The following is a 20,616-nucleotide window of genomic DNA, read 5'->3' as shown; positions in this document are numbered from 1 at the left end:
ATGGCGGCGCAGACGATAAATTCGGCACCCGATGCCGCGGGGCTTGCGGCTCTGATTTCGCGCGCTTCCGAGCAGGCGGGCGCGGAAACACGCGGGCTTCCGCCCGTCGAGAAGTGGAATCCGCCGTTTTGCGGCGACATCGACATGGAAATCCGCGCCGACGGCACCTGGTTCTACACGGGCACGCCGATCGGCCGGGCGCCGCTCGTCAGGCTGTTTTCGACTGTTCTGCGCCGGGACGAGGACGGCAGGACCTATCTCGTAACGCCTGTGGAAAAAGTCGGCATAAGGGTCGCGGACGCGCCCTTCCTGGCGGTCGAGATGCAGGTGACCGAGCGTGAAGGCGACCCCCTCCTCACGTTCCGAACAAATGTCGGTGACGTGGTGGAGGCCGGGGCGGAACATCCGCTGCGTTTCGAGATTGCCGGCGAGAACCGGGAACTGAAACCCTATCTGCTGGTGCGCGGCCGGCTGGAGGCGCTGGTCTCGCGCGCCGTGATGTACGATCTCGTGGAACTCGGCGAGACGATCGTGATAGACGATGTGCCTATGTTTGCCGTCCGCTCCGGAACGAAGGTCTTTCCGGTCATGCCGGCAGCCGAACTGGATGCCTTGTCGCAATGAATGAATTTCCGCTTTATTCGGCCGAGGATTTCCGCCGGCGGGCGCTGAACCAGAACGGCGGCCCGATCGATCACGCCTGGCGCGACCATGGCGACCATCTGCTCAATCCGACGCTCGTCGATCTTGCGGCGGGATTGAAGCTCAAGGACGCGGCCGTGCTGGTGCCGGTCGTCGAGGACGGCGACGAGGCCAAGGTGATCCTGACGCAAAGGACATCGACCCTGCGCAAGCATTCCGGCCAGATCGCCTTTCCGGGCGGCGCGATCGATCCGGAGGACGTGTCGCCGGAAGAGGCGGCGCTGCGCGAGACGGAGGAGGAGATCGGCCTCGACCGGTCCTTCGTGGAGCCGCTGTCGCGGCTTCCCACCTACTATGCCGCCACGGGTTTCCGCATCACGCCGGTGCTTTCGGTGGTGAGGCGCGGTTTCGATCTCAAACTCAACCCGACCGAGGTGGACGACGTTTTCGAGGTGCCGCTTTCCTTCCTCATGAACGAGGCGAACCACCAGCGCGGCAGCCGCGAGTGGAACGGCACGGAACGGCATTTCTACCTCATGCCCTATGAGGAGCGGAACATCTGGGGTATTACCGCGGGCATCCTGCGCACGCTTTACGAAAGGCTTTACGCATGACCTCGGTTGCGGGCGAGGCCTGGTTCAAGGATCCGGCGCTGCGGCGCGTGCTGACGCTGCTCAACGCCGATGGAGGCGAGGCACGTATCGCGGGCGGCGCCGTACGCAACGCGCTGATGGGCTTGCCGGTCGCCGATATCGACATCGCCACCACATTGCTGCCGGAACAGGTCGTCGAGCGTGCCAGAGAGGCCGGCATCAAATCCGTGCCCACCGGCATCGAGCACGGAACGGTGACGCTGGTCGTCGGTGGCCATCCCTTCGAAGTGACGACGTTGCGCCGCGACGTGGAGACGGACGGGCGGCATGCCAAGGTCGCCTTCGGCACAGACTGGCAGGAGGATGCGGAACGCCGCGACCTGACGATCAACGCGCTCTATGCCGGTCAGGACGGCGAGGTCATCGATCTCGTCGGCGGCCTTCCGGATATCGAGACGCGCACGGTGCGTTTCATCGGCGAGGCGGCGCAGCGGATCGCGGAAGACCATCTGCGCATCCTGCGCTTCTTCCGCTTCTTTGCCCATTACGGTTCCGGCCGCCCGGATGCGGAAGGCTTGCGCGCCTCGGCACGGGCCAAGGACAAACTTGCGGCCCTGTCTGCGGAACGCATCTGGGCCGAAACGAAGAAACTGCTTTCCGCCGCCGATCCCTCCCGCGCGCTTCTGTGGATGCGGCAGGCGGGCGTGCTGACGGAGGTGCTGCCCGAAACGGAGAAATGGGGCATCGACAGCATCCATGGACTGGTCGCGACCGAGCAGGCGCTCGGCTGGGCTCCCGATCCGATGCTGAGGCTGGCGGCGATCGTGCCGCCGGATGCCGAACGGATGGCGGGCCTGGCGAAGCGGCTGAAGATATCGAATGCGGAAGCTGCGCGGTTGAACGCCTGGGCAACCGCCCCCCTGCCGCCGGATGAGGTGACCGACGTCGGCTTCGACCGGCTGCTCTACCGCCATGGCGCCGAGGGGCTGATCATGCGGCTGAAGCTCGCCTTGGCATCCGCGCGTGCCGCGGCGGCGGGCGATCCGGCCGCCATGCGCAAATCCGCACGGCTTTCCACGCTTCTGAAACGGGCGGAGGATTACAAGCGGCCGGTTTTCCCCTTGAGCGGCGCCGATGTCGTCGCAGCCGGCGTGCCGGCGGGCAAGCGGGTCGGAGAGATATTGAAGACGCTGGAGGACTTCTGGGTGGAGCGCAGTTTCGCGCCCGACCGGGCGGCATTGACCGCCCGGCTCGACGACATGATCCGCAGCTCGCTCTAAAGTATCAGGCCGCTTCGGCGCCCCCTTCGTCGCGGATGCGCGCCTTGATGTTCTCGACCATGTTCTCGCGAATGATCTCCTCGCCATGGGCGGTGCGCATGTGCTCCACGGCGCGGCGGACCACTTCGGCGTCCTGATCGGCGCGGGTGTGCCACTGGCAGCCGGGCACGAGCGTGCCGCATTCGAACAGTCGCATGGCATTTCCTCCTGCTGTCGTTGACCGGAGGCCGCGGGACATCTTCTCTTGTCCCCGCCTCAATGCCGATAACTCGGAAAGACGGCGACCGTTCCCGCCAATTATTCGGAGAGTGCCCAGGCATGGAAGACCGAGGGTTGTTCCGGCGGCTTGCGCTGTACCGGCCCGTCGTTGGCCGCGGCGGTTTCGGCGGGTTTGCCCGAAAGCTGGCGCTTCACCTGCTCGACGCAGAAGGAATGAGGAAGTTCACCGCCGCTTCTTGCACGCATTTCGGTGGCGAGCCGGTCGATCATTTCGGGAGTGCCGAGGAAACGGCGAGTGCCCTTGCTATCGGACACATCTGGCATTGGCACGCTGTTCGATGCGGTCATGGCGATCATCCTCCCGGTGCAACCGGAACGAAAGCTAACACCCGCCCTACGATTCGAATATCGCATTTGTTAAGGACGAGATTTTATGCTGCAGACCGTTTTAAGCAACTCATCTTCCCGTGAGGAGGGAAATTTATCTAAGGCCACCTTACAACCGGAGGCAGCGATGAAAGAATGGATTCGACATTGCCTCCGGTCTTCAGACCGAAGATCGTGCCGCGGTCGTAGAGCAGGTTGAATTCCACGTAGCGGCCGCGGCGGATGAGCTGCTCGTCGCGGTCCTCTTCCGTCCAGGGCTTGTTGAAGTTGCCGCGCACGATCTTCGGGTAGACGAGGTTGAAGGCGCGGCCGACATCCTGCACGAAGGTGAAATCGGCCTCCCAGCCGCCTTTCTCCTCTTCCGAATGCAGCCAGTCGAAGAAGATGCCGCCGATGCCGCGCGGCTCGTTGCGGTGCTTTAAAAAGAAATAGTCGTCACACCAGGCCTTGTAGCGGCCGTAGTCGGCGACCGGATGGCGGCTGCAGGTGATCTCCATCACCCGGTGGAAGAGGGCGCTGTCCGGATCGGTCTGGGTGCGGCGGCGGTCGAGCACCGGCGTCAGGTCAGCGCCGCCGCCGAACCAGTTGCTCGACGTCACCACCATGCGGGTGTTCATGTGCACGGCCGGAACATTGGGGTTGACCGGGTGGGCGATCAGCGAGATGCCGGAAGCCCAGAACCGCGGATCCTCTTCGGCGCCGGGGATCTGGCCGCGGAAATCCGGCGAGAATTCGCCGTAAACCGTGGAGGTGTGGACGCCGACCTTCTCGAAGACGCGGCCTTCCATCATCGACATCCTGCCGCCGCCACCCGTTCCATCACCGTCCCCTTGGGAGCGCAGCCAATCCTTCCGCCGGAACCGGCCTGGCGCCAGATCGGAAAGGGGGCCGGTCAGCTCGTCCTCGATAGCTTCGAAGGAGGCGCAAATCGTGTCGCGCAGGCTCTCGAACCATGCCTTCGCAGTCGCCTTCTTGTCTTCGATGTCTTCGGGTAACCCCTTCGGCAGTACCGGCCGTTCCATATCCTGTATTCCTCTCGCCATGCCCCGGATCGGGGATCGGGCGCGATTTCCGTATTTCTCCGAAGCTCGCATTAGCAGCCGTGGCTTTCGCGAACCATTCCGCCGGTTGTCGCAGACGGAAATCGGACTCGCAAAGGGCGCTGTCTCGCACTATCTTTACCTTTCGTAAAGGTGCGGATCAGAGGCTTTCATGGCGAAATTCACACCCCCGCCACTTGATGGGCTGAAGCGCAGGATCGAACGCCACCGGCAGGAGAAGGCCGGCGAGCGCGCGGGCATGTTCGTACGGGAAACCTTTCTGCTCTCGCGGGAGGAAGCGCGCGAGAAGGCGCGGCAATGGTTCGACGAATTCCCGAAGGCCGCCTATTGGACCGAGGTGGAAAGCTGGCGTCAGCTCGACGGCGACCGGATCGAGTTCACCATGCGGCGGCTGCCGAGCGCGGATTAGGCGGCGTCCTCCGTCTTGGCGAGGACCGGCGTCAGCTCGAGCCCCAGCGCCTTCATCACCTTCAAAATCGTTGCGAATTCCGGATTTCCTTCGCCGCTCAACGCTTTGTAGAGCGCCGCACGGCTCATGCCGACATCGCGCGCCAGTTTGCTCATGTTCTGGGCCCTTGCGACAATGCCGAGACATTTTGCAATGAAGGCGGGGTCGCCTTCCTCGAAGGCGGCTTTTACGAACTCTTCGATGCTTTCTTCCGTATCGAGATATTTCGAAGCGTCAAAAGGGAATGTTTCCAAAGGCATACGTCATTCCTTCCATTCTTTCGCGAGTCTCTTTGCTTCCATTATATCGCGCTGCTGAGTGCTCTTATCGCCGCCACAAAGCAGCACGATCAACACGTCGCCACGCTGAACAAAATAGACACGATAACCCGGGCCGTAGGGTATACGCATCTCGCTGACCCCTTCACCGACTGGCTTAACATCACCCAGATTCCCGTTTGCGGCTCTGGCAATGCGTATGGCGATACGTGAGGCCGCTCTTTTATCCCTAAGCATTTCCAGCCATTCGCTGAAAACAGACGTCTCTCGAATGATAAACATAATATATGTACTCTATAGAGTGCAGTCTGGCAATAACCATAGAATAAACCCAGGCGTGCAATCAATCGCTGTCCGCTATCTCTTCTCCGTCCAACAGCAGCGGACCGGCGCCTTTCTCGCCGAGGACGTCGTAAGGGTTCCTGAGCGGGCAATCCTGCATCGAAAGGCAGCCGCAGCCGATGCAGCCGGTCAGCTGGTCGCGCAGCGCGGTGAGGCTGGCGATCCGCGCGTCGAGCTTCCGTTTCCAGGTTTCGGAAAGCCGCTGCCAGTCCTTGGCGGTCAACGGCCGATCGTGCGGCAGGACGGACAGCGCCTCGGCGATGTCGGCGAGCGGGATGCCTGTCCGCTGTGCCACCTTGATGACGGCGACCCGGCGCAGCACGACGCGGGGGTAGCGCCGCTGGTTGCCGCGGTTGCGCCAGCTTTTGATCAATCCCTTGGTCTCGTAAAAATGCAGCGTCGAGACCGCGACGCCGCTGCGCTCGGCCACTTCGCCCACGGTCAGTTCAAGGGGGATGCGTCCATCCGGAGTTTTCTTCATTGCCGCTCTTGACCTCAATATTACTTGAGGTTTTATAGCAGAGGCTCCCGTAAACGAAAACCGCTCGATTGAAACTTTGGGAGCCCTGTCCGATGCAGGCAAAATTCACCCTGGCGCTGGTCTATGGCAGCGCGCGCGAAGGCCGTTTCTGCGATACGGTCGTCGATTGGCTTCTGGCCCGATTGCCGCAGATGCTGGCCGCCGACATCGTCATCGTCGATCCGGCGGATCTCATCGCGGAATCCCGTATCGTGAGGGCGGAGGCCGAAAGCCGGATCGCGCGCGATCTTGCCAGTGCCGATGCGTTTCTCATCGTGACGCCCGAATACAACCACGGCTATACGGCCGCGCTGAAGGAGCTGATCGACAGTTTCTACCGGCCATGGTGGGGAAAGCCGGTGGCCTTCGTCTCCTACGGCGGCATTTCCGGCGGGCTGCGGGCGATCGAGCAGTTGCGGCAGGTCTTTGCCGAGCTCGGTGCCGCGACGATCCGCGAAACCCTCAGCTTCACGCATGCCGTCGAGCGCTTCGACGAGAACGGCAATCTCCGCGATCCAGAGCGGACGATCCGTCAGCTCGAACGTCTGGCAAAGCAGCTTTCGTGGTGGGCGGTGACGCTCAAGGCCGGCCGCCAAACGGTGGTTCTGGAGGAGATGGCATGATGCCGGCCCGTACGGATGCGTCTTCGGCAGCACAGCCCGTTTCGCGGATCGGCCGCAACGCCACGCTGCTTTCGGTGAGCACGCTGACCATTATGTCGGGTGCGACCATCTCCGCCTCGCTGCCGGGCATCGCCGCGCGTTTCGCCGACATGCCGAACGTCGAATTGCTCAGCCGGCTGGTGCTGACGCTGCCGGCGCTGTTCATCGCAGCCTTCGCGCCGGTCGCGGGCCTGATCATCGACCGCTACGGCCGCAAGCCGATGCTGATCGCCACGCTGGTGCTCTTCGCGCTCGCCGGTTGCTCGGGCCTCTTTGCCGGCAGCCTCACGGGCCTGCTGATCGGCCGGGCCGTGCTCGGCATCGCGGTCGGCGGCATCATGACGACCGGCACGGCGCTGGTCGGCGACTTCTTCGCCGGACCTGCGCGCGACCGCTATATGGGTTTGCAGCAGGCCTTCGTCGGCATCGGCGGCGCGATCTTTCTCACCGGCGGCGGCTTTCTGGCCGAGGTTCACTGGCGTGCGCCATTCCTGATCTATGCGCTGGCCTTCCTGCTTCTGCCGGCGGTCCTGATATTCATCCGCGAGCCGGTCCGGGCCGGGCCAGTGCAGGCGGCAATCCCGCAAGCAGGACTCGGTTCGCGCGGCATGCTGCTGCTGACGATCCTGCTCGCCGGCGCGGTCTTCAACATGATCTGCTTCTACATGATCCCGACGCAGCTTCCATTCTTCCTGAAATCGATCGGGCTCGATGCGCCGAGCCTTGCCGGCATGGCCATCGGCCTCGGGCAATTGATCGGCATTCTCGCCTCGCTGGTCTTCGCCCGCTTCCGGCAAGCTTTCGGCGCGATGGGCGTCTTCGGGCTCGCCTTCGGATCGCTGGGGCTTGCCTTCGTGCTCTTGTCTTTCGCAACGGATTACGCGGGCATCCTGCTGGGGATGGCCGTCTCGGGCATCGGCATGGGCACGATCATGCCGAATTTCGCCGGCGCTGCGATGATGATCGCGCCGCCGCACCTGAGAGGCCGGATATCGGGCCTGCTGGTTGCCAGCATCTTTGCCGGCCAGTTCCTGTCGCCGGTCCTTTCGCAGCCGGTGATCGGCTCCGCCGGGTATGCGGCGACCTACGGCATGGCCGGTATAGCGATGCTCGCCGTCGCCCTGGCATCCCTGGCGGTGCGGCTCGGGCCAAAGATCGGGATGAGGATCGAGGGAGGACGCTCATGACCCATGAAGCCTTAGCTGTGCGGCTCCGCGTGACGCAGGCGGCTTTCGATCAGCACGCCGCTGTCGTCGAGGATCGGATGGGCGACCGAAACGATATGGGCGTTGATGCGCTTCAGGTCTCGCAGCATGTCGAGATGCAGCGAGCTGGTCTGGAGGCTCTCCATCCGGCCATCGCGCAAGCGCTCCAGATGACGTTCGGCGGAACGTTTCTCCAGCCGCCGGACGTCGACCTTGATCTCCATGAGATGGCGGGCGAGGTTGAAGTCGCCCGTCTGGAAAATAGTCTGGGCGGTCCGCAGGTTGTCGATGGTCAGGTTGAAGAGGTTTTTCAGTTCTTCGTACCCGTCGTCGGAGAACTTGAGACCGTTCGAGATCTTCTTGCGCACCTGGTCGCAAATGCCCTTTTCGATGATGTCGCCGATATGTTCGAGGTTGACCGCATAGTCGATGACGACGATCGAACGGCGCGCATTTTCGGCGTCGAGGCCCTCGCGGCCGAGCTTCGAAAGATAGATCTTGACCTCCTGCTGGAGACGGTCGACGCGCTTCTCCAGCGCGGCGATTTCAGACAATGGCGCAAGATCGTTGTGCTTGAAGGCGTTTTCGGCGCGGATCAGCATGCGCTCGATCGCATCGCCGACGCCGAGAACCTCGCGCGTGGCATTGGCGAGCGCCATGACCGGATTGTCGAGCGCCTGCGGATCGAGGAAGCGCGGCCCGTCCTCGACTTCCGGATCGGCCGGAACGAGCCGGGCCGTCAGATCCGACACGAGACCTGAGAAGGGCCAGACGACCAGCGCCAGCAGGATGTTGAAGGCGAGGTGCGCGTCGACCGGCAGCTTTTCGGGCGAAAGCGGCAGCGCCTGCATGATCTCGGCTCCGAAGCCGGCAAGCGGGAGCGCGATGGCGCAGCCGATGCCCCGGACGATCAGATTGCCGAGAGTGATGCGTCTTGCCGAGGCCGGTCCGGCAAGCGTGGCGATGACCGGCGGGATCGCACCGCCGAGATTGGCGCCGAGAACCAGAACGATGACGAGACCGGTCGAAAGTATGCCCGTCGAGGCGAGCGACAGGATCAGCACGATCATCGCGAGGCTGGAGGATGAGACGAAGGCCAGTGCTGCGGAGACGATCAGCGCGACGGGCCAGGCGTCGTCGAGCAGGCCGACGAAGGCGGCAAGCGCCGGCGACTGGCGCATGGGCTCGGTCGCGAGCCCGAGCAGATGCAGCGACAGCAGCATCAATCCGACGCCGATCAGCGCCGTGCCGGCACCCTGGCGGGCGCTGGAGCGGCCGCGATGAAGGATGAGGCCGATGAGGATGATCAGCGGAGAGAGCCATTCGATGCCGGTCGCGACCAGCCAGGCGGTGACGGCGGTGCCGACATTCGCGCCGAGCAGCACGATCTGCGCCATGCGCGGGCGGATCAGGCCGCGTTCGGCGAAGGAGGCGACGGTGAGGGCCGTCGCCGTCGAACTCTGCAGGGCGATAGTGGCCAGAAGGCCGGAGACGAAGGAGCGCAAACCGCTGCGGGTGCCGGTGGCAAGTCCGCTTCGCAAGCGCATGCCGAAAGCCCGCGTCACACCGTCCTTCACCTGCGCCAGGCCGAAGAGCAGCAGGGCTACGGCGCCGAGAAGATTGACGATGACGATCGTGGATTCCATGCGGGCATTCCTCATTTCCAAATGCTTGGAAATAGCGGGAGAGGGTGGCGATTTTCAGTTGCCGGCTAATAAATATAAGCCGCCTGCCTCCCTTTGCACAGGGGCGTTTGCGACAGCTTATGACAAGAAATGTGCGGAATTAGTTCCAGTTTGTTTGCCGCAAGGCCTCGCCCGCGATCATCGCCGCCGACATCGCGACATTGATCGAACGCTGGCCCTCGACCATCGGGATCAGGATGCGGGCGTCGGCTGCCTCGTGGACGATGTCCGGCACCCCGGCGCTCTCGCGGCCGAAGAGGAGGATGTCGTCCGGCTGGAACCCGAAACGGGTATAGGGCAGGGCGGCCTTGGTGGAGGCGAGCACGAGGCGTCTTCCGGATTCTCGCCGCCATTCGTCGAAGCGCTGCCAGTTGACGTGGCGGCTGAGCGTGACGCCGGCGAGATAGTCCATGCCGGAGCGCTTCAGGTTCCGGTCGGAAATATCGAAGCCTGCGGGCTCGATGATGTCGACGCCGAGACCAAGGCAGGCGGCGAGACGCAAGATCGTGCCGGTATTGCCGGGAATGTCGGGCTGGTAAAGGGCGATGCGGAGCCCGGAGGAGATGTCGTTCATGACCGGTCCTTACGGGAAAGGCCGGGGCGATCTCAAGCCTTTTCAACGCGCCTTACGGCTGTGACGATCGGGCAACAGAAAAGTCCCGGATGGGGTTTCAGGTCGATTTGCTCTTTCCAATTTTTGATTAAGCAGGTAGAAGGCTCTCGCATCTCAACGCCAACTTTCGGAGGCCCACATGGATATGACCGTGCTCTCGCGCCTCCGCAGCCGGAACATTTGGATTCTGGCCTAGGCGTTTCGCGGTTTCACGCAAACTTTCCCTTTTCTGATCCGTTACGTGGCCGCCTTCGGCCGCGCTTTCTTGAACGTTCGCCGCCCGGCCCGTGGTCCGCATGACGTGACGCAGGGCAGGACGGCAGTCCGACTTACGGAGCTTTTCCATGTTCTCGTGGTTCGAACGGCGCATCAATCCCTATCCGGATGAGACGCCTACGTTACCGCCCTCCGGCCTTCTGGCCTTTCTGTGGCATTATACCAAGCCGGTCTGGCCATGGCTCGTTATCATGTCGACCTGCACGATGCTGATCGCGATCGGGGAAGTGGCGCTGTTCCAGTTCCTCGGCGATATCGTCGACTGGCTGTCGCATGCCGACCGCACGACCTTTCTGGAAACGGAAGGCCCGAAGCTTTTCCTGATGGCGTTCGTCGTGCTCATCGGGCTGCCGGCGGTAGCGGGCCTCAACGCGCTCATCATGCACCAGATCCTGATGGGCAATTTCCCGATGATCGCCCGCTGGCAGATGCACCGCTTCCTGCTCAGGCACTCGATGACGTTCTTCGCCAACGAGTTCGCGGGGCGCGTCTCGACCAAGGTGATGCAGACATCGCTCGCCATCCGCGAGACCGTGATGAAGGTGCTCGACGTCTTCGTCTACGTCGTCACCTATTTCGTCTCGATGATCGCGATCGTCGCGTCGGCCGACCTTCGCCTTGCGGCGCCGCTCGTCGTCTGGATCATCGTCTATTCGGTGACCGTCGCCTATTACGTGCCGCGTCTTCGCAAGATTTCGGCGGAACAGGCGGATGCGCGCTCGATGATGACCGGCCGGGTGGTGGACAGCTATACGAACATCGCGACCGTCAAGCTGTTCTCGCATGCAGGCCGCGAAGAGGCCTACGCCAAGGATGCGATGAACATCTTCCTGGAAACCGTGCACGAGCAGATGCGCAAGGTGACCAGCTTCCAGGTGCTCGTATATTTCTACAACTGTACGGCACTCTTCGTCATCGGCGGCCTGTCGATCTGGTTCTGGCTCGACAGCGCCATCTCGATCGGCGCGATCGCCATCGCCATCGGCCTTGCGATGCGCATCAACGGCATGTCGCAATGGATCATGTGGGAGGTCTCGGCGCTGTTCGAGAACATCGGCACCGTCTACGACGGCATGTCGATGATGACCAAGCCGCACGACGTGGTCGATCGTACGGATGCAGGCAAGCTTGCCGCGAAGAAGGGGCATATCCGCTACGAAAACGTCCATTTCCACTACGGCAAGACGAAGGGCGTCATCGACGGGCTGACCCTCGATATCCCGGCTGGGCAGAAGATCGGTCTCGTCGGACGTTCCGGCGCCGGCAAGACGACGCTGATGAACCTGCTTCTGCGCTTCTACGATCTGGAGGGCGGCCGTATCACCATCGACGGGCAGGACATTTCGACGGTGACGCAGGACAGCCTGCGCTCGCTGGTCGGCGTGGTGACGCAGGATACTTCGCTGCTGCATCGCTCCATCCGCGACAACATCGCCTATGGCAAGCCGGAGGTGAGCGATGCGGAAATCATCGAGGCGGCGAAGCGTGCGAATGCCTGGGACTTCATCGAAGGGCTCGTCGACATGCAGGGGCGCAAGGGTCTCGATGCGCAGGTGGGCGAACGGGGCGTGAAGCTTTCGGGCGGCCAGCGGCAGCGCATCGCGATCGCCCGTGTCTTCCTGAAGGACGCGCCGATCCTGGTGCTCGACGAGGCGACCTCGGCGCTCGACTCGGAGGTGGAAGCGGCGATCCAGGAAAACCTCTTCGCTCTGATGGAGGGCAAGACGGTGATCGCCATCGCCCACCGGCTGTCGACGCTGACCGAGATGGACCGGCTGATCGTGCTCGACCGCGGCCGGATCATCGAGGCCGGCACGCATCAGGAGCTCGTGGCAGGCGGCGGCATCTATGCCGATCTCTGGAACCGCCAGTCCGGCGGTTTCATCGGGAATGGGGCGCTTGAGGAAGAGGCGGCGGAGTAATCCGCCGCTTCTTTCACCCCAGGGCCTTCGAACTATCGGAGCCGGTTCTCACGTGTATGCCAGATGCGCAGCAGAAAGATCGTGCTACCCTGGATTTCGTATCGCATTTCATAAGCGCCGATCAAAAGACGGCGAATTTCACGAGGTGCGAATTCATCGAGCCTCTCGCCGAGCCGCGGATGCTGGATCAGCTTCTTGGGCGCAGCGACGAGACTTTGGACGGCGCGAGCAGCGGCGGGAGGGTTCGCCGCAGCCAGGAAATCATGAAGGCGATCAAGGTCGGATACCGCCTTGGAGGACCACCTCAGTTCCATCAGAGTGGGCGGGAGAGAGGCTTATCGGTGCCGAGACTGGAAGCCCATTTCTCGACCGCGTCATGATCGATGGTGTTGCCAGCGTCGATATCCGCCATCGCTTCCAGTGTAAGCCGATGACGTTCCTCCTCGAGCTCGATCCATTCCGCCAGGGCTTCTTTCACGATCCAGCCTCGCGAACGTTCCAAACGGCTTGCCAGCTCATCGACTTTTTCCGCCAGCGATACGGGGACATGGGCAGTCAGAACACGCGTTTCCATTGGCTTCTCCTTAAGCTCAATCATAGTGATTGATTATGATTGCGTCCAATTCTTTGTAGGGCATGGGAAACTGGTCCGGCATTAACAAAATGTAAGCCGCGTCCCGGCGGCTTTTGCTTTGCCGGGAGAGGGAATCCGCCTATATCCGGCTGATGCTGAGCTCGGTCTTCCGCACCTTCGAGAACTGGATCAAGCCATTCGACAGGCAGGACGACCTGAAGCCGCCTGTCGGTCTGATCGGCTTCATCTGGTTCTACGTGCGCCAGGCCAAGCTTCCCTTCCTCGCCATGCTGGTGCTCGGCGGTCTCGCCGCCGGCGTCGAGGCGGCGATGTTCTGGTATGTCGGCCGGCTGGTCGATATCCTCGACACGGCGAAACCTGCCGACGGCTGGTCGGGGCTCATCGCCGAACACGGAACCGAACTGATCGTCATGGCGCTGGTCGTGGGTATCGGCCGTTTCCTGATCGGGCTTTTCACGGCGTTGGTCGACCAGCAGATCATCACGCCCGGCTTCTACAATCTGGTGCGCTGGCAGTCCTATATCCATGTGTCGCGTCAGTCGCTCTCCTTTTTCCAGAACGATTTCTCCGGCCGCATCGTCACCAAGGTCTGGTCGGCGGGGCAGGCGACCGGCGACGTGCTCACCTCCTTCATGGAAAGCGTCTGGTTCGTCGGCATCTATTCGGTGTCGACGATCGCGCTGGTGGCGCAACTCGACTGGCGGCTGGCGGTGGTCGTCGTTGCCTGGCTGGCGATTTTCTCCCTGCTGGCGAGACATTACGTGCCGCGCATCCGCGAACATTCCAAGGCCTCGGCCGAGGCGGGCTCGATGATCAGCGGCCGCATGGTCGATGCCTATTCCAACATCCAGACGCTGAGGCTCTTCGGCCGCGACGAAGCGAACGACCGCTACATGCGCTCCGGCTTCGAGAGCTTCCAGGACACGATCATCGCGTTCACGCGGATGCTGACCCGCGTACGCGCCTCGATGGCCTTCCTCTCCGGCACGATGATCGTCACCATGGCGGCGATGAGCGTGCATCTGTGGCTCTCGGGTCTCATCAGTTCCGGCGCCGTCGCCTTCACGCTGGCGCTGATGCTCAGGCTCAATTTCCTGCTCGGCCGGCTGATGACGCAGCTCAACAGCATCATGCGCAATATCGGCACGATCCAGAACTCCGCCGAGCTGATCTCGCAGCCGATCGGACTGGTCGATGCGCCGGATGCGGCCGCGCTTGTCGTCAAGCGGCCGGAAATCCGCTTCGAGAACGTCAGCTTCCACTACGGCCGGGCGAGGGGCGTGATCGACAACCTGTCGCTCACCATCCGGCCGGGCGAGAAGATCGGCATCGTCGGCCGTTCCGGCGCGGGCAAGTCGACGCTCGTCAACCTGCTTTTGCGCTTCTACGACCTCGAAGGCGGCCGCATCCTGATCGACGGGCAGGATATTGCCAGGGTGACGCAGGAAACGCTGCGGGCCCAGATCGGCATGGTGACGCAGGATACCTCGCTGCTGCACCGTTCGATCCGCGACAACATCCTGTTCGGCCGGCCGGATGCGACCGAGGCGCAGCTTGTCGAGGCGGCGCGCAAGGCAGAGGCGGACGTCTTCATCGCCGCACTGGAGGACCAGCGCGGACGCAAGGGGTTCGACGCGCATGTGGGCGAGCGCGGCGTGAAACTGTCGGGCGGTCAGCGCCAGCGCATCGCGATCGCCCGCGTCATGCTCAAGGATGCGCCGATCCTGGTGCTGGACGAGGCGACGTCGGCGCTCGATTCCGAAGTCGAGGCGGCGATCCAGTCCAATCTGGAGCGGCTGATGCATGGCAAGACCGTGATGGCCATCGCCCACAGGCTCTCGACCATCGCTGCCCTCGACCGGCTCGTCGTGATGGACAAGGGCCGGATCATCGAGGAAGGCACTCACAACGAGCTGATCGCGCGCGGCGGGCTTTATGCCGAACTCTGGGCGCGGCAATCGGGCGGGTTCCTGGCCGCGGACGCGGCGCAGTAGCTTCTATCGCGCGGGGCCGGTGATGGCGATCTCCGCGATGAGGCCGTAATGGTTCGAACCGTGAGCGTCGGGAAGTCGTGTCACCGATTTTATCTTTAGCGGTGCCCGGGCATAGACGTGGTCGATCGGCACGCCGAAGGCGCCGGCCCTGATCGGCCATGTGGCGGGCTCCCATGCTCCGGTCTTCAACTGTGTCACGCGCAGGAACCGGCGCATGTTCGGCGCGAGGCTGGACGCGTTGAAATCTCCCGAGAGAAGCAGCGGTCCCGTCGTCTCGGTGATCGCCAGAGCGGCCCTGGTCAGCTCGAGCGAATGGAAATTGTCGAAATAGGGTTTCGTGGTGTGGATGCCGGCGAAATTGATCGTCGTGCCGGCGATCGTGACCCTGGCCAGGATGAAGCGCTCGGGAAAAATCTCGCTGAGCGTGCGGATCATGGGCGCGTCGATCGGCACCTTGGACAGCATCAACTGATCGCAGTCCCGGGTGACGATGCCGCAGCCGACCCGGTAGGGATAGGTCTTCGCAAGTTCCTCCATGTGGACGCGCAACGGCGCCGCCTCCATGATGTTCACCAGGTCGGCGCCGGAAGACAGGATCGTCCGGGTGAGATCCTCCGCATTGGCGTAATTGCTGTTGAGGATGTTGAAGGACAGCAGCCGGAAGGTCGGTGCGCTCGCATCCGCCCCGGTCGCCGGCTCTGCAAAGTCGCGGCCCATCAGAACTGCATGGCAGGTGAAGAGCAGCGCTGCGGCGAACAACAGCCAGGTGACGAAGTGGCGCTTCACGACGAGGGCCACGGCCATGGCAACGACGCAAGCCGCCGCCGCATGCAGCTGCAGGCTGTAAAGCGTCGCCAGAATCCAGTGAGGGTGGATGTAGCGCGTGCCGATTGCCAGGAGGACGAGCGACACGATGACGCAGATGGCAACCGATAATGTCTGTCTCATTCGGGCCTGTCCGGATCGGTCGCCTTCTGTCCTGCATCTGGCCTACCATGCGACCCGATTTGTTGCAATGCGGCATCGGGCGGCGCGGTTAACGGTGACGCGAAATCCTCGCTAAGGCCCCGGTTTTGCAGGGATAAACACGAAACGCGCGGCGCTTTCCCTGTGCCGTTCGCTAGGTCCTCCCCGAAGCGCCGGAACGCTTCGCGTTTTCCCGCGACAAACTGGCTTCCGGCACTTGCCAAGGCTGGACATATTTTGCGATCAAGCATAGAACGCGCCGGATTGCCGGGGAATCTGTGTTCGAATTGTGTTCAGATGAGATTCGCCGGAACGGGGGCAATGCGGTTTTCGCGAATGCGTGAGAAGGAAAATTGAGCCGTGAGCGAGCACGAGACACATAGCGAAACACTGGGCGAGCCTACTCGCCGTGATTTCCTTTACCTGACGACCGGCATGGCCGGCGCGGTCGGCGCTGTATCGGTCGCCTGGCCGTTCATCGATCAGATGCGCCCGGATGCTTCCACGCTGGCGCTCGCCTCGATCGAAGTGAATGTTGCCGCAGTCCAGCCGGGCATGTCGCTGACCGTCAAGTGGCGCGGCAAGCCGGTCTTCATCCGCAACCGCACGCAGCAGGAAGTGGAAGAGGCCAACGCGGTAGCTTTGGCCGATCTCAAGGACCCCGTTGCCCGCAACGCCAACCTTCCGGCGGAAGCCGAAGCGACCGACATCGACCGTTCGGCCGGCCAGGGCAAGGAAAACTGGATCGTCATGATCGGCTCCTGCACGCATCTCGGCTGCGTTCCGCTCGGCCAGTCCGGCGATTTCGGCGGATGGTTCTGTCCCTGCCATGGCTCGCATTACGATACGGCAGGCCGTATCCGTAAGGGGCCGGCGCCGCAGAACCTCGCCATTCCGACTTTCACATTTACGTCCGACACAGTGATCACGATCGGGTGAGGGGATAGATATCAATGAGCGGTCATTCCACATACCAGCCATCGACCGGCATCGAGAAGTGGATCGATTCGCGGCTTCCGCTGCCGCGCATGATCCATGACAGTTTCGTTTCCTACCCCGTTCCCCGCAACCTGAACTACGCCTACACCTTCGGTGCCATGCTGTCGGTCATGCTGGTGGTGCAGATCCTCACCGGCGTGGTGCTGGCCATGCACTATGCCGCCTCGACCGGCGTCGCCTTCAATTCCGTCGAGAAGATCATGCGCGACGTGAACCACGGCTGGCTGCTGCGCTACATGCATGCCAACGGCGCCTCGTTCTTCTTCATCGCCGTCTATCTGCACATCGCTCGCGGCCTCTACTATGGCTCCTACAAGGCGCCCCGCGAAATCCTCTGGATCCTCGGCGTCGTGATCTACCTCTTGATGATGGCGACCGGCTTCATGGGCTACGTTCTGCCCTGGGGCCAGATGTCCTTCTGGGGCGCGACCGTCATCACCGGCTTCTTCTCCGCCTTCCCGCTGGTGGGCGAGTGGATCCAGCAGTTCCTGCTCGGCGGCTTCGCCGTCGACCAGCCGACGCTCAACCGCTTCTTCTCGCTGCACTATCTGCTGCCCTTCATGATCGCCGGCGTCGTCGTGCTGCACATCTGGGCGCTGCATGTGACCGGCCAGACGAACCCGACCGGCGTCGAAGTGAAGACCAAGACGGATACCGTCGCCTTCACGCCTTATGCGACGCTGAAGGATGCGCTCGGCGTCTCGGTCTTCCTGATCGTCTATGCCTGGTTCATCTTCTACATGCCGAACTATCTCGGCCATCCGGACAACTACATCCCGGCCAATCCGCTGAAGACGCCGGCCCACATCGTTCCGGAATGGTATTACCTGCCGTTCTACGCGATGCTGCGCGCTATCACGTTCAACGTCGGCCCGATCGATTCCAAGCTCGGCGGCGTGCTGGTGATGTTCGGCTCGATCATCATCCTGTTCTTCCTGCCCTGGCTCGATACCTCGAAGGTCCGCTCCGCCGTCTACCGCCCGTGGTACAAGCTATTCTTCTGGCTGTTCGTCGCCAACGCCATCATGCTCGGCTGGCTCGGCGCGCAGCCGGCGGAGGGCATCTACGTGGTCCTGTCGCAGCTCGGCACGCTTTACTATTTCGGCTTCTTCCTGGTGATCATGCCTTTGCTCGGTCTGTTCGAGACGCCGCGGCGCATTCCGAACTCCATCACGGAAGCGGTGCTCGAAAAGAAGAACAAGTCCGACATGGAAAAACTCAAGCCTGGCCATGCCGGCGCCTGATGCCTGCCGACCGAGAGGGATTAGAAATATGAAAAAGCTTGTTGCAAGCCTCGTGTCGCTGGCCCTGGTGGCAGGCCTTGGCGCCGCCTCGGCGATGGCACAGGAAAACCACGGTGCCGCACCCGCGGGCGGTGAGGAGCATGCGGAAGGCGGCACGCCGCACTATCCGATCAATCATCCGAAGCATGTCGACTGGAGCTTTGCCGGTCCGTTCGGCCATTACGACAAGGGTCAGCTTCAGCGCGGCCTGAAGGTCTATACGGAAGTCTGTTCCGCCTGCCATTCGATGCAGCTCGTTTCCTTCCGCACGCTGGAAGGGCTCGGCTATTCGGAAGCGCAGGTGAAGGCCTTCGCTGCCAACTACCAGGTCCAGGACGGCCCGAACGACGACGGCGAAATGTTCGAGCGCACTGCGGTGCCTTCGGACTACTTCCCGTCGCCCTATCCGAACGAGCAGGCCGCCGCTGCCTCGAACAACGGGGCGGCCCCGCCGGACATGTCGCTGCTCGCCAAGGCGCGCGGTATCACCCGCGGCTTTCCGCAGTTCGTCTTCGACATCTTCACGCAGTATCAGGAAGGCGGTCCGGACTATATCTATTCGCTGCTGACCGGCTATCAGGATCCGCCTGCGGGTGCCGAGATCGCCGAGGGCACGCATTACAATCCTTATTTCGCCAATGCGGCCGCGCTCGCCATGGCGCCGCCGATCAGCAACGATCAGGTGACCTATGACGACGGCAGTCCGCAGACGGTGGACCAGTATGCCAAGGACGTTTCCGCTTTCCTGATGTGGGCCGCCGAGCCGCATCTGGAGGAGCGCAAGCGGACCGGCTTCATGGTCATGGTCTTCCTGGTGATCTTCACCGGCCTGATCTACCTGACGAAGAGGTCGGTCTACGCCAACAAGGAACATTGAGGCTTCGCCTCAAAAGGCAAAAAGGCGGCCGGGTGCCGCCTTTTTTGTTGGGGAAACGGGCCTGACTTGATAGGCTTCCTCTCTCCGTATTTCGCACTCTCATCGGGGTCTCATGTCTGTCAGAACCGATCTCGCCGCCTCCGTCCGTTCCATCCCGGACTATCCGAAGCCCGGCATCATCTTTCGCGACATCACCACGCTGCTTGGCGACGCCGTCGCCTTCCGGCAGGCCGTCGACGAACTGGTGAAGCCCTATGCGGGCCTGGGCGTCGACAAGATCGCCGGCATAGAGGCGCGGGGTTTCATTCTCGGCGGGGCTCTCGCCCATCAGCTCTCGGCCGGTTTCGTGCCGATCCGCAAGAAGGGCAAGCTGCCGCATGATACGGTGCGCATCGCCTACAGCCTGGAATACGGCGTCGACGAAATGGAGATGCATGTGGACGCCGTGAAGCCGGGGGAGAAGGTGATCCTGACGGATGATCTCATCGCCACCGGCGGCACGGCCGAGGGGGCGGTGAAGCTGCTGAGGCAGCTAGGCGCAGAGATCGTCTCGGCCTGTTTCGTCATCGACCTGCCGGACCTCGGCGGCCGCAAGAAGCTGGAGGCGCTCGGCGTCGAGGTGCGGACGCTGATGGAGTTTGCCGGTCACTGATAGGAGGGCGGGGCACGTTTGTCCTCGCTTGTTGAGAACCTCGCCTTTTACTCGGCGTCATCCTAAGCCTTGTGCCGAGGATTTATAAACGTCAAGGGTTTGCAGATGCTCCGGACAGGCCCGAGCTGACGATCGAAGTTTTCGAGGCTTTCAGTCTGAGAGTAGGGAGGGCGCCTGCCTCACGCGAATTCGAGCACCGTACCTTCGTAACACATCACCATATCGCCATGCTGGTTCACGCCGTCGCAGACGGTCATGTTGATCCAGGTGCCGGGGCGGGAGGCGAGGGGCCGGCTTTCGGTCAGGGTGACGGAATAGGTGATGCTGTCGCCGGCATAAACGGGTTTCAGCCATTGCAGCTTCTTGAATCCGGCCGAGGGCCCGAGCTTCGGCGCGACGATGCCCTCGCCTTCGAGCCGCGCCGCCTCCTGTCGCCAGTAGGCGATGTAGGTCTTCATCCAGCCGGCGCAGGTGTGCCAGCCCGACGCGCAGAGCCCGCCGAAGACGTAGTTCCTGGCCGCTTCCGCATCCACGTGGAAGGGCTGCGGATCGAATTTCGTGGCGAAGCGGACGATGTCCTCGGCGGTGAAGAGCAGAGTGCCGGTAGTGATCCTTTTGCCTGGCGGAGAGAGTTCGATCAGTCTCATGCGGCGTTCTCACGGGCTTCGCGGAGCCGCATCATGATCGGGTTCTCGCCGCGCATCACCACTTCGCCGCGCTGGTTCTCCACCTCGTGCAGGAATTTGACGATGCCGATGCCGGGGCGGGAGCGGAGAGGGCGGGATTCCAGCACGGTGGAGCGGCCGGAAAGAGTGTCGCCGGCCAGAACCGGTTTCTTCCATTCCATGAACTCGATGCCGGGCGAGCCTTCCGAAGAGGAGCGCGACAGCCAGCCGTCGAACATCATGCGCATGAACATGCTCGCCGTGTGCCAGCCGGAGGCCGACAGCCCGCCGAGGATGCTTGCCTTGCCGGCCGCCTCGTCCAGATGCATGGGCTGCGGGTCGAATTCGGCGGCGAATTCGACGATTTCCTCAGCCGTAACGCGTTTGGATGCGAGCGGGAAAACCCGCCCGATCGCGAAATCCTCGAAGCAATAGCCATTTTCCGTCATGTG

25 protein-coding genes are annotated in these 20,616 nt (G+C 62.6%); 12 read left to right on the top strand and 13 right to left on the bottom strand.

Translation table 11 applies throughout. From position 1 onward, the window contains the following. From ACMGE0_RS05580 to ACMGE0_RS05570, 3 genes are read left to right on the top strand one after another with little or no spacing between them, the layout of a single operon-like run. Nucleotides 1–624 (top strand): DUF1285 domain-containing protein, encoded by a 624-nt coding sequence (locus tag ACMGE0_RS05580; protein ID WP_436814870.1) that lies wholly within the window; start codon nt 1–3, stop codon nt 622–624. After that, nucleotides 621–1,256: a CoA pyrophosphatase gene (locus ACMGE0_RS05575; protein ID WP_436814869.1), complete on the top strand. Its 636-nt coding sequence runs from the start codon at nt 621–623 to the stop codon at nt 1,254–1,256. Before ACMGE0_RS05580 ends, ACMGE0_RS05575 begins: the two co-directional genes overlap by 4 nt. After that, nucleotides 1,253–2,515, top strand: a complete 1,263-nt coding sequence (locus ACMGE0_RS05570) for a CCA tRNA nucleotidyltransferase (RefSeq protein ID WP_436814868.1) — start codon at nt 1,253–1,255, stop codon at nt 2,513–2,515. Before ACMGE0_RS05575 ends, ACMGE0_RS05570 begins: the two co-directional genes overlap by 4 nt. 4 nt (nt 2,516–2,519) lie before the next feature. Here ACMGE0_RS05570 and ACMGE0_RS05565 read toward each other — a convergent pair whose 3' ends face one another. The 3 genes from ACMGE0_RS05565 to hemF form a co-directional block, all read right to left on the bottom strand. Then, nucleotides 2,520–2,711 carry a DUF1059 domain-containing protein gene (locus ACMGE0_RS05565; RefSeq protein ID WP_436814867.1) on the bottom strand — a complete coding sequence of 64 codons (192 nt, stop codon included), beginning with the start codon at nt 2,709–2,711 and terminating at the stop codon, nt 2,520–2,522. 101 nt (nt 2,712–2,812) lie between these two features. Further along, nucleotides 2,813–3,091 carry a hypothetical protein gene (locus ACMGE0_RS05560; protein WP_436814866.1) on the bottom strand — a complete coding sequence of 93 codons (279 nt, stop codon included), beginning with the start codon at nt 3,089–3,091 and terminating at the stop codon, nt 2,813–2,815. A 128-nt stretch (nt 3,092–3,219) separates the two neighbouring features. After that, nucleotides 3,220–4,143 (bottom strand): oxygen-dependent coproporphyrinogen oxidase, encoded by a 924-nt coding sequence (hemF, locus tag ACMGE0_RS05555; RefSeq protein ID WP_436814865.1) that lies wholly within the window; start codon nt 4,141–4,143, stop codon nt 3,220–3,222. Nucleotides 4,144–4,333: 190 nt separating this feature from the next. Between hemF and ACMGE0_RS05550 the strand changes: the two genes are divergently transcribed. After that, nucleotides 4,334–4,591 carry a hypothetical protein gene (locus ACMGE0_RS05550; protein WP_436814864.1) on the top strand — a complete coding sequence of 86 codons (258 nt, stop codon included), beginning with the start codon at nt 4,334–4,336 and terminating at the stop codon, nt 4,589–4,591. On the opposite strand, the gene ACMGE0_RS05545 is transcribed toward ACMGE0_RS05550, so the two are convergent. The 3 genes from ACMGE0_RS05545 to soxR form a co-directional block, all read right to left on the bottom strand. Next, entirely contained in the window at nt 4,588–4,890 is a 303-nt protein-coding gene (locus ACMGE0_RS05545; RefSeq protein ID WP_436814863.1) for an addiction module antidote protein, read from the bottom strand. The two genes, ACMGE0_RS05550 and ACMGE0_RS05545, sit on opposite strands and share 4 nt — an antisense overlap. Before the next feature lie 3 nt (nt 4,891–4,893). Next, nucleotides 4,894–5,190: a type II toxin-antitoxin system RelE/ParE family toxin gene (locus tag ACMGE0_RS05540; RefSeq protein ID WP_436814862.1), complete on the bottom strand. Its 297-nt coding sequence runs from the start codon at nt 5,188–5,190 to the stop codon at nt 4,894–4,896. Nucleotides 5,191–5,251: 61 nt separating this feature from the next. Next, on the bottom strand, nt 5,252–5,731 hold the full coding sequence (gene soxR / locus ACMGE0_RS05535) for a redox-sensitive transcriptional activator SoxR (RefSeq protein ID WP_436814861.1): 480 nt from the start codon (nt 5,729–5,731) through the stop codon (nt 5,252–5,254). Between the two features lie 92 nt (nt 5,732–5,823). On the opposite strand from soxR, the gene ACMGE0_RS05530 reads away from it, so the two are divergent. Both ACMGE0_RS05530 and ACMGE0_RS05525 read left to right on the top strand, forming a co-directional pair. Further along, nucleotides 5,824–6,393, top strand: coding sequence for an NADPH-dependent FMN reductase (locus tag ACMGE0_RS05530; RefSeq protein WP_436814860.1), 570 nt, complete (start codon nt 5,824–5,826; stop codon nt 6,391–6,393). Continuing rightward, nucleotides 6,390–7,619, top strand: coding sequence for an MFS transporter (locus tag ACMGE0_RS05525; RefSeq protein WP_436814859.1), 1,230 nt, complete (start codon nt 6,390–6,392; stop codon nt 7,617–7,619). The genes ACMGE0_RS05530 and ACMGE0_RS05525 overlap by 4 nt, the downstream gene beginning before the upstream one ends. 11 nt (nt 7,620–7,630) lie before the next feature. Here ACMGE0_RS05525 and ACMGE0_RS05520 read toward each other — a convergent pair whose 3' ends face one another. Continuing rightward, entirely contained in the window at nt 7,631–9,283 is a 1,653-nt protein-coding gene (locus ACMGE0_RS05520) for a Na/Pi cotransporter family protein (protein ID WP_436814858.1), read from the bottom strand. Between the two features lie 139 nt (nt 9,284–9,422). Further along, a complete protein-coding gene (locus ACMGE0_RS05515; protein ID WP_436814857.1) occupies nt 9,423–9,896 on the bottom strand; it encodes a tRNA (cytidine(34)-2'-O)-methyltransferase in 474 nt (157 codons plus the stop codon). A gap of 383 nt (nt 9,897–10,279) precedes the next feature. Between ACMGE0_RS05515 and ACMGE0_RS05510 the strand changes: the two genes are divergently transcribed. Beyond that, nucleotides 10,280–12,133, top strand: coding sequence for an ABC transporter ATP-binding protein (locus ACMGE0_RS05510; protein WP_436814856.1), 1,854 nt, complete (start codon nt 10,280–10,282; stop codon nt 12,131–12,133). Nucleotides 12,134–12,165: 32 nt separating this feature from the next. On the opposite strand, the gene ACMGE0_RS05505 is transcribed toward ACMGE0_RS05510, so the two are convergent. Further along, nucleotides 12,166–12,447, bottom strand: coding sequence for a type II toxin-antitoxin system RelE/ParE family toxin (locus tag ACMGE0_RS05505; RefSeq protein WP_436814855.1), 282 nt, complete (start codon nt 12,445–12,447; stop codon nt 12,166–12,168). Continuing rightward, entirely contained in the window at nt 12,447–12,707 is a 261-nt protein-coding gene (locus tag ACMGE0_RS05500; protein WP_436814854.1) for a CopG family ribbon-helix-helix protein, read from the bottom strand. Before ACMGE0_RS05500 ends, ACMGE0_RS05505 begins: the two co-directional genes overlap by 1 nt. A gap of 152 nt (nt 12,708–12,859) precedes the next feature. On the opposite strand from ACMGE0_RS05500, the gene ACMGE0_RS05495 reads away from it, so the two are divergent. Then, nucleotides 12,860–14,722 (top strand): ABC transporter ATP-binding protein, encoded by a 1,863-nt coding sequence (locus ACMGE0_RS05495; RefSeq protein WP_436815067.1) that lies wholly within the window; start codon nt 12,860–12,862, stop codon nt 14,720–14,722. Between the two features lie 3 nt (nt 14,723–14,725). On the opposite strand, the gene ACMGE0_RS05490 is transcribed toward ACMGE0_RS05495, so the two are convergent. After that, nucleotides 14,726–15,670 carry an endonuclease/exonuclease/phosphatase family protein gene (locus tag ACMGE0_RS05490; protein WP_436814853.1) on the bottom strand — a complete coding sequence of 315 codons (945 nt, stop codon included), beginning with the start codon at nt 15,668–15,670 and terminating at the stop codon, nt 14,726–14,728. A 378-nt stretch (nt 15,671–16,048) separates the two neighbouring features. Between ACMGE0_RS05490 and petA the strand changes: the two genes are divergently transcribed. From petA to ACMGE0_RS05470, 4 genes are all read left to right on the top strand, one after another. Then, on the top strand, nt 16,049–16,627 hold the full coding sequence (gene petA, locus ACMGE0_RS05485) for a ubiquinol-cytochrome c reductase iron-sulfur subunit (protein WP_436814852.1): 579 nt from the start codon (nt 16,049–16,051) through the stop codon (nt 16,625–16,627). 14 nt (nt 16,628–16,641) lie between these two features. Continuing rightward, entirely contained in the window at nt 16,642–17,931 is a 1,290-nt protein-coding gene (locus ACMGE0_RS05480) for a cytochrome b (protein WP_436814851.1), read from the top strand. A gap of 28 nt (nt 17,932–17,959) precedes the next feature. Beyond that, nucleotides 17,960–18,847: a cytochrome c1 gene (locus ACMGE0_RS05475; protein WP_436814850.1), complete on the top strand. Its 888-nt coding sequence runs from the start codon at nt 17,960–17,962 to the stop codon at nt 18,845–18,847. Between the two features lie 112 nt (nt 18,848–18,959). Beyond that, a complete protein-coding gene (locus tag ACMGE0_RS05470; RefSeq protein WP_436814849.1) occupies nt 18,960–19,499 on the top strand; it encodes an adenine phosphoribosyltransferase in 540 nt (179 codons plus the stop codon). A 179-nt stretch (nt 19,500–19,678) separates the two neighbouring features. Here ACMGE0_RS05470 and ACMGE0_RS05465 read toward each other — a convergent pair whose 3' ends face one another. Then, on the bottom strand, nt 19,679–20,146 hold the full coding sequence (locus ACMGE0_RS05465) for a MaoC family dehydratase (protein ID WP_436814848.1): 468 nt from the start codon (nt 20,144–20,146) through the stop codon (nt 19,679–19,681). Next, nucleotides 20,143–20,613 (bottom strand): MaoC family dehydratase, encoded by a 471-nt coding sequence (locus ACMGE0_RS05460; RefSeq protein ID WP_436814847.1) that lies wholly within the window; start codon nt 20,611–20,613, stop codon nt 20,143–20,145. The genes ACMGE0_RS05465 and ACMGE0_RS05460 overlap by 4 nt, the downstream gene beginning before the upstream one ends. Between the last annotated feature and the right edge of the window lie 3 nt (nt 20,614–20,616).

Source organism: Neorhizobium descurainiae (genome assembly GCF_051400715.1).
Lineage (GTDB): Bacteria > Pseudomonadota > Alphaproteobacteria > Rhizobiales > Rhizobiaceae > Neorhizobium.
Note: the sequence above shows the minus strand (reverse complement) of the source record. Positions and strands in the feature narration are given on the sequence as shown.

What these genes read in the sequence shown, in the direction of transcription:
- ACMGE0_RS05530 (WP_436814860.1), top strand. Translation starts at nt 5,824, where the DNA reads ATGCAGGCAAAATTCACCCTGGCGCTGGTCTATGGCAGCGCGCGCGAA.
- ACMGE0_RS05525 (WP_436814859.1), top strand. Translation starts at nt 6,390, where the DNA reads ATGATGCCGGCCCGTACGGATGCGTCTTCGGCAGCACAGCCCGTTTCG.
- ACMGE0_RS05460 (WP_436814847.1), bottom strand. Translation starts at nt 20,613, where the DNA reads ATGACGGAAAATGGCTATTGCTTCGAGGATTTCGCGATCGGGCGGGTT.
- ACMGE0_RS05520 (WP_436814858.1), bottom strand. Translation starts at nt 9,283, where the DNA reads ATGGAATCCACGATCGTCATCGTCAATCTTCTCGGCGCCGTAGCCCTG.
- soxR (WP_436814861.1), bottom strand. Translation starts at nt 5,731, where the DNA reads ATGAAGAAAACTCCGGATGGACGCATCCCCCTTGAACTGACCGTGGGC.
- ACMGE0_RS05570 (WP_436814868.1), top strand. Translation starts at nt 1,253, where the DNA reads ATGACCTCGGTTGCGGGCGAGGCCTGGTTCAAGGATCCGGCGCTGCGG.
- ACMGE0_RS05510 (WP_436814856.1), top strand. Translation starts at nt 10,280, where the DNA reads ATGTTCTCGTGGTTCGAACGGCGCATCAATCCCTATCCGGATGAGACG.
- ACMGE0_RS05465 (WP_436814848.1), bottom strand. Translation starts at nt 20,146, where the DNA reads ATGAGACTGATCGAACTCTCTCCGCCAGGCAAAAGGATCACTACCGGC.
- ACMGE0_RS05470 (WP_436814849.1), top strand. Translation starts at nt 18,960, where the DNA reads ATGTCTGTCAGAACCGATCTCGCCGCCTCCGTCCGTTCCATCCCGGAC.
- ACMGE0_RS05540 (WP_436814862.1), bottom strand. Translation starts at nt 5,190, where the DNA reads ATGTTTATCATTCGAGAGACGTCTGTTTTCAGCGAATGGCTGGAAATG.
- ACMGE0_RS05575 (WP_436814869.1), top strand. Translation starts at nt 621, where the DNA reads ATGAATGAATTTCCGCTTTATTCGGCCGAGGATTTCCGCCGGCGGGCG.
- ACMGE0_RS05515 (WP_436814857.1), bottom strand. Translation starts at nt 9,896, where the DNA reads ATGAACGACATCTCCTCCGGGCTCCGCATCGCCCTTTACCAGCCCGAC.
- hemF (WP_436814865.1), bottom strand. Translation starts at nt 4,143, where the DNA reads ATGGAACGGCCGGTACTGCCGAAGGGGTTACCCGAAGACATCGAAGAC.
- ACMGE0_RS05500 (WP_436814854.1), bottom strand. Translation starts at nt 12,707, where the DNA reads ATGGAAACGCGTGTTCTGACTGCCCATGTCCCCGTATCGCTGGCGGAA.
- ACMGE0_RS05560 (WP_436814866.1), bottom strand. Translation starts at nt 3,091, where the DNA reads ATGATCGCCATGACCGCATCGAACAGCGTGCCAATGCCAGATGTGTCC.
- ACMGE0_RS05545 (WP_436814863.1), bottom strand. Translation starts at nt 4,890, where the DNA reads ATGCCTTTGGAAACATTCCCTTTTGACGCTTCGAAATATCTCGATACG.
- ACMGE0_RS05490 (WP_436814853.1), bottom strand. Translation starts at nt 15,670, where the DNA reads ATGAGACAGACATTATCGGTTGCCATCTGCGTCATCGTGTCGCTCGTC.
- ACMGE0_RS05580 (WP_436814870.1), top strand. Translation starts at nt 1, where the DNA reads ATGGCGGCGCAGACGATAAATTCGGCACCCGATGCCGCGGGGCTTGCG.
- ACMGE0_RS05495 (WP_436815067.1), top strand. Translation starts at nt 12,860, where the DNA reads ATGCTGAGCTCGGTCTTCCGCACCTTCGAGAACTGGATCAAGCCATTC.
- ACMGE0_RS05565 (WP_436814867.1), bottom strand. Translation starts at nt 2,711, where the DNA reads ATGCGACTGTTCGAATGCGGCACGCTCGTGCCCGGCTGCCAGTGGCAC.
- ACMGE0_RS05550 (WP_436814864.1), top strand. Translation starts at nt 4,334, where the DNA reads ATGGCGAAATTCACACCCCCGCCACTTGATGGGCTGAAGCGCAGGATC.
- ACMGE0_RS05475 (WP_436814850.1), top strand. Translation starts at nt 17,960, where the DNA reads ATGAAAAAGCTTGTTGCAAGCCTCGTGTCGCTGGCCCTGGTGGCAGGC.
- ACMGE0_RS05480 (WP_436814851.1), top strand. Translation starts at nt 16,642, where the DNA reads ATGAGCGGTCATTCCACATACCAGCCATCGACCGGCATCGAGAAGTGG.
- ACMGE0_RS05505 (WP_436814855.1), bottom strand. Translation starts at nt 12,447, where the DNA reads ATGGAACTGAGGTGGTCCTCCAAGGCGGTATCCGACCTTGATCGCCTT.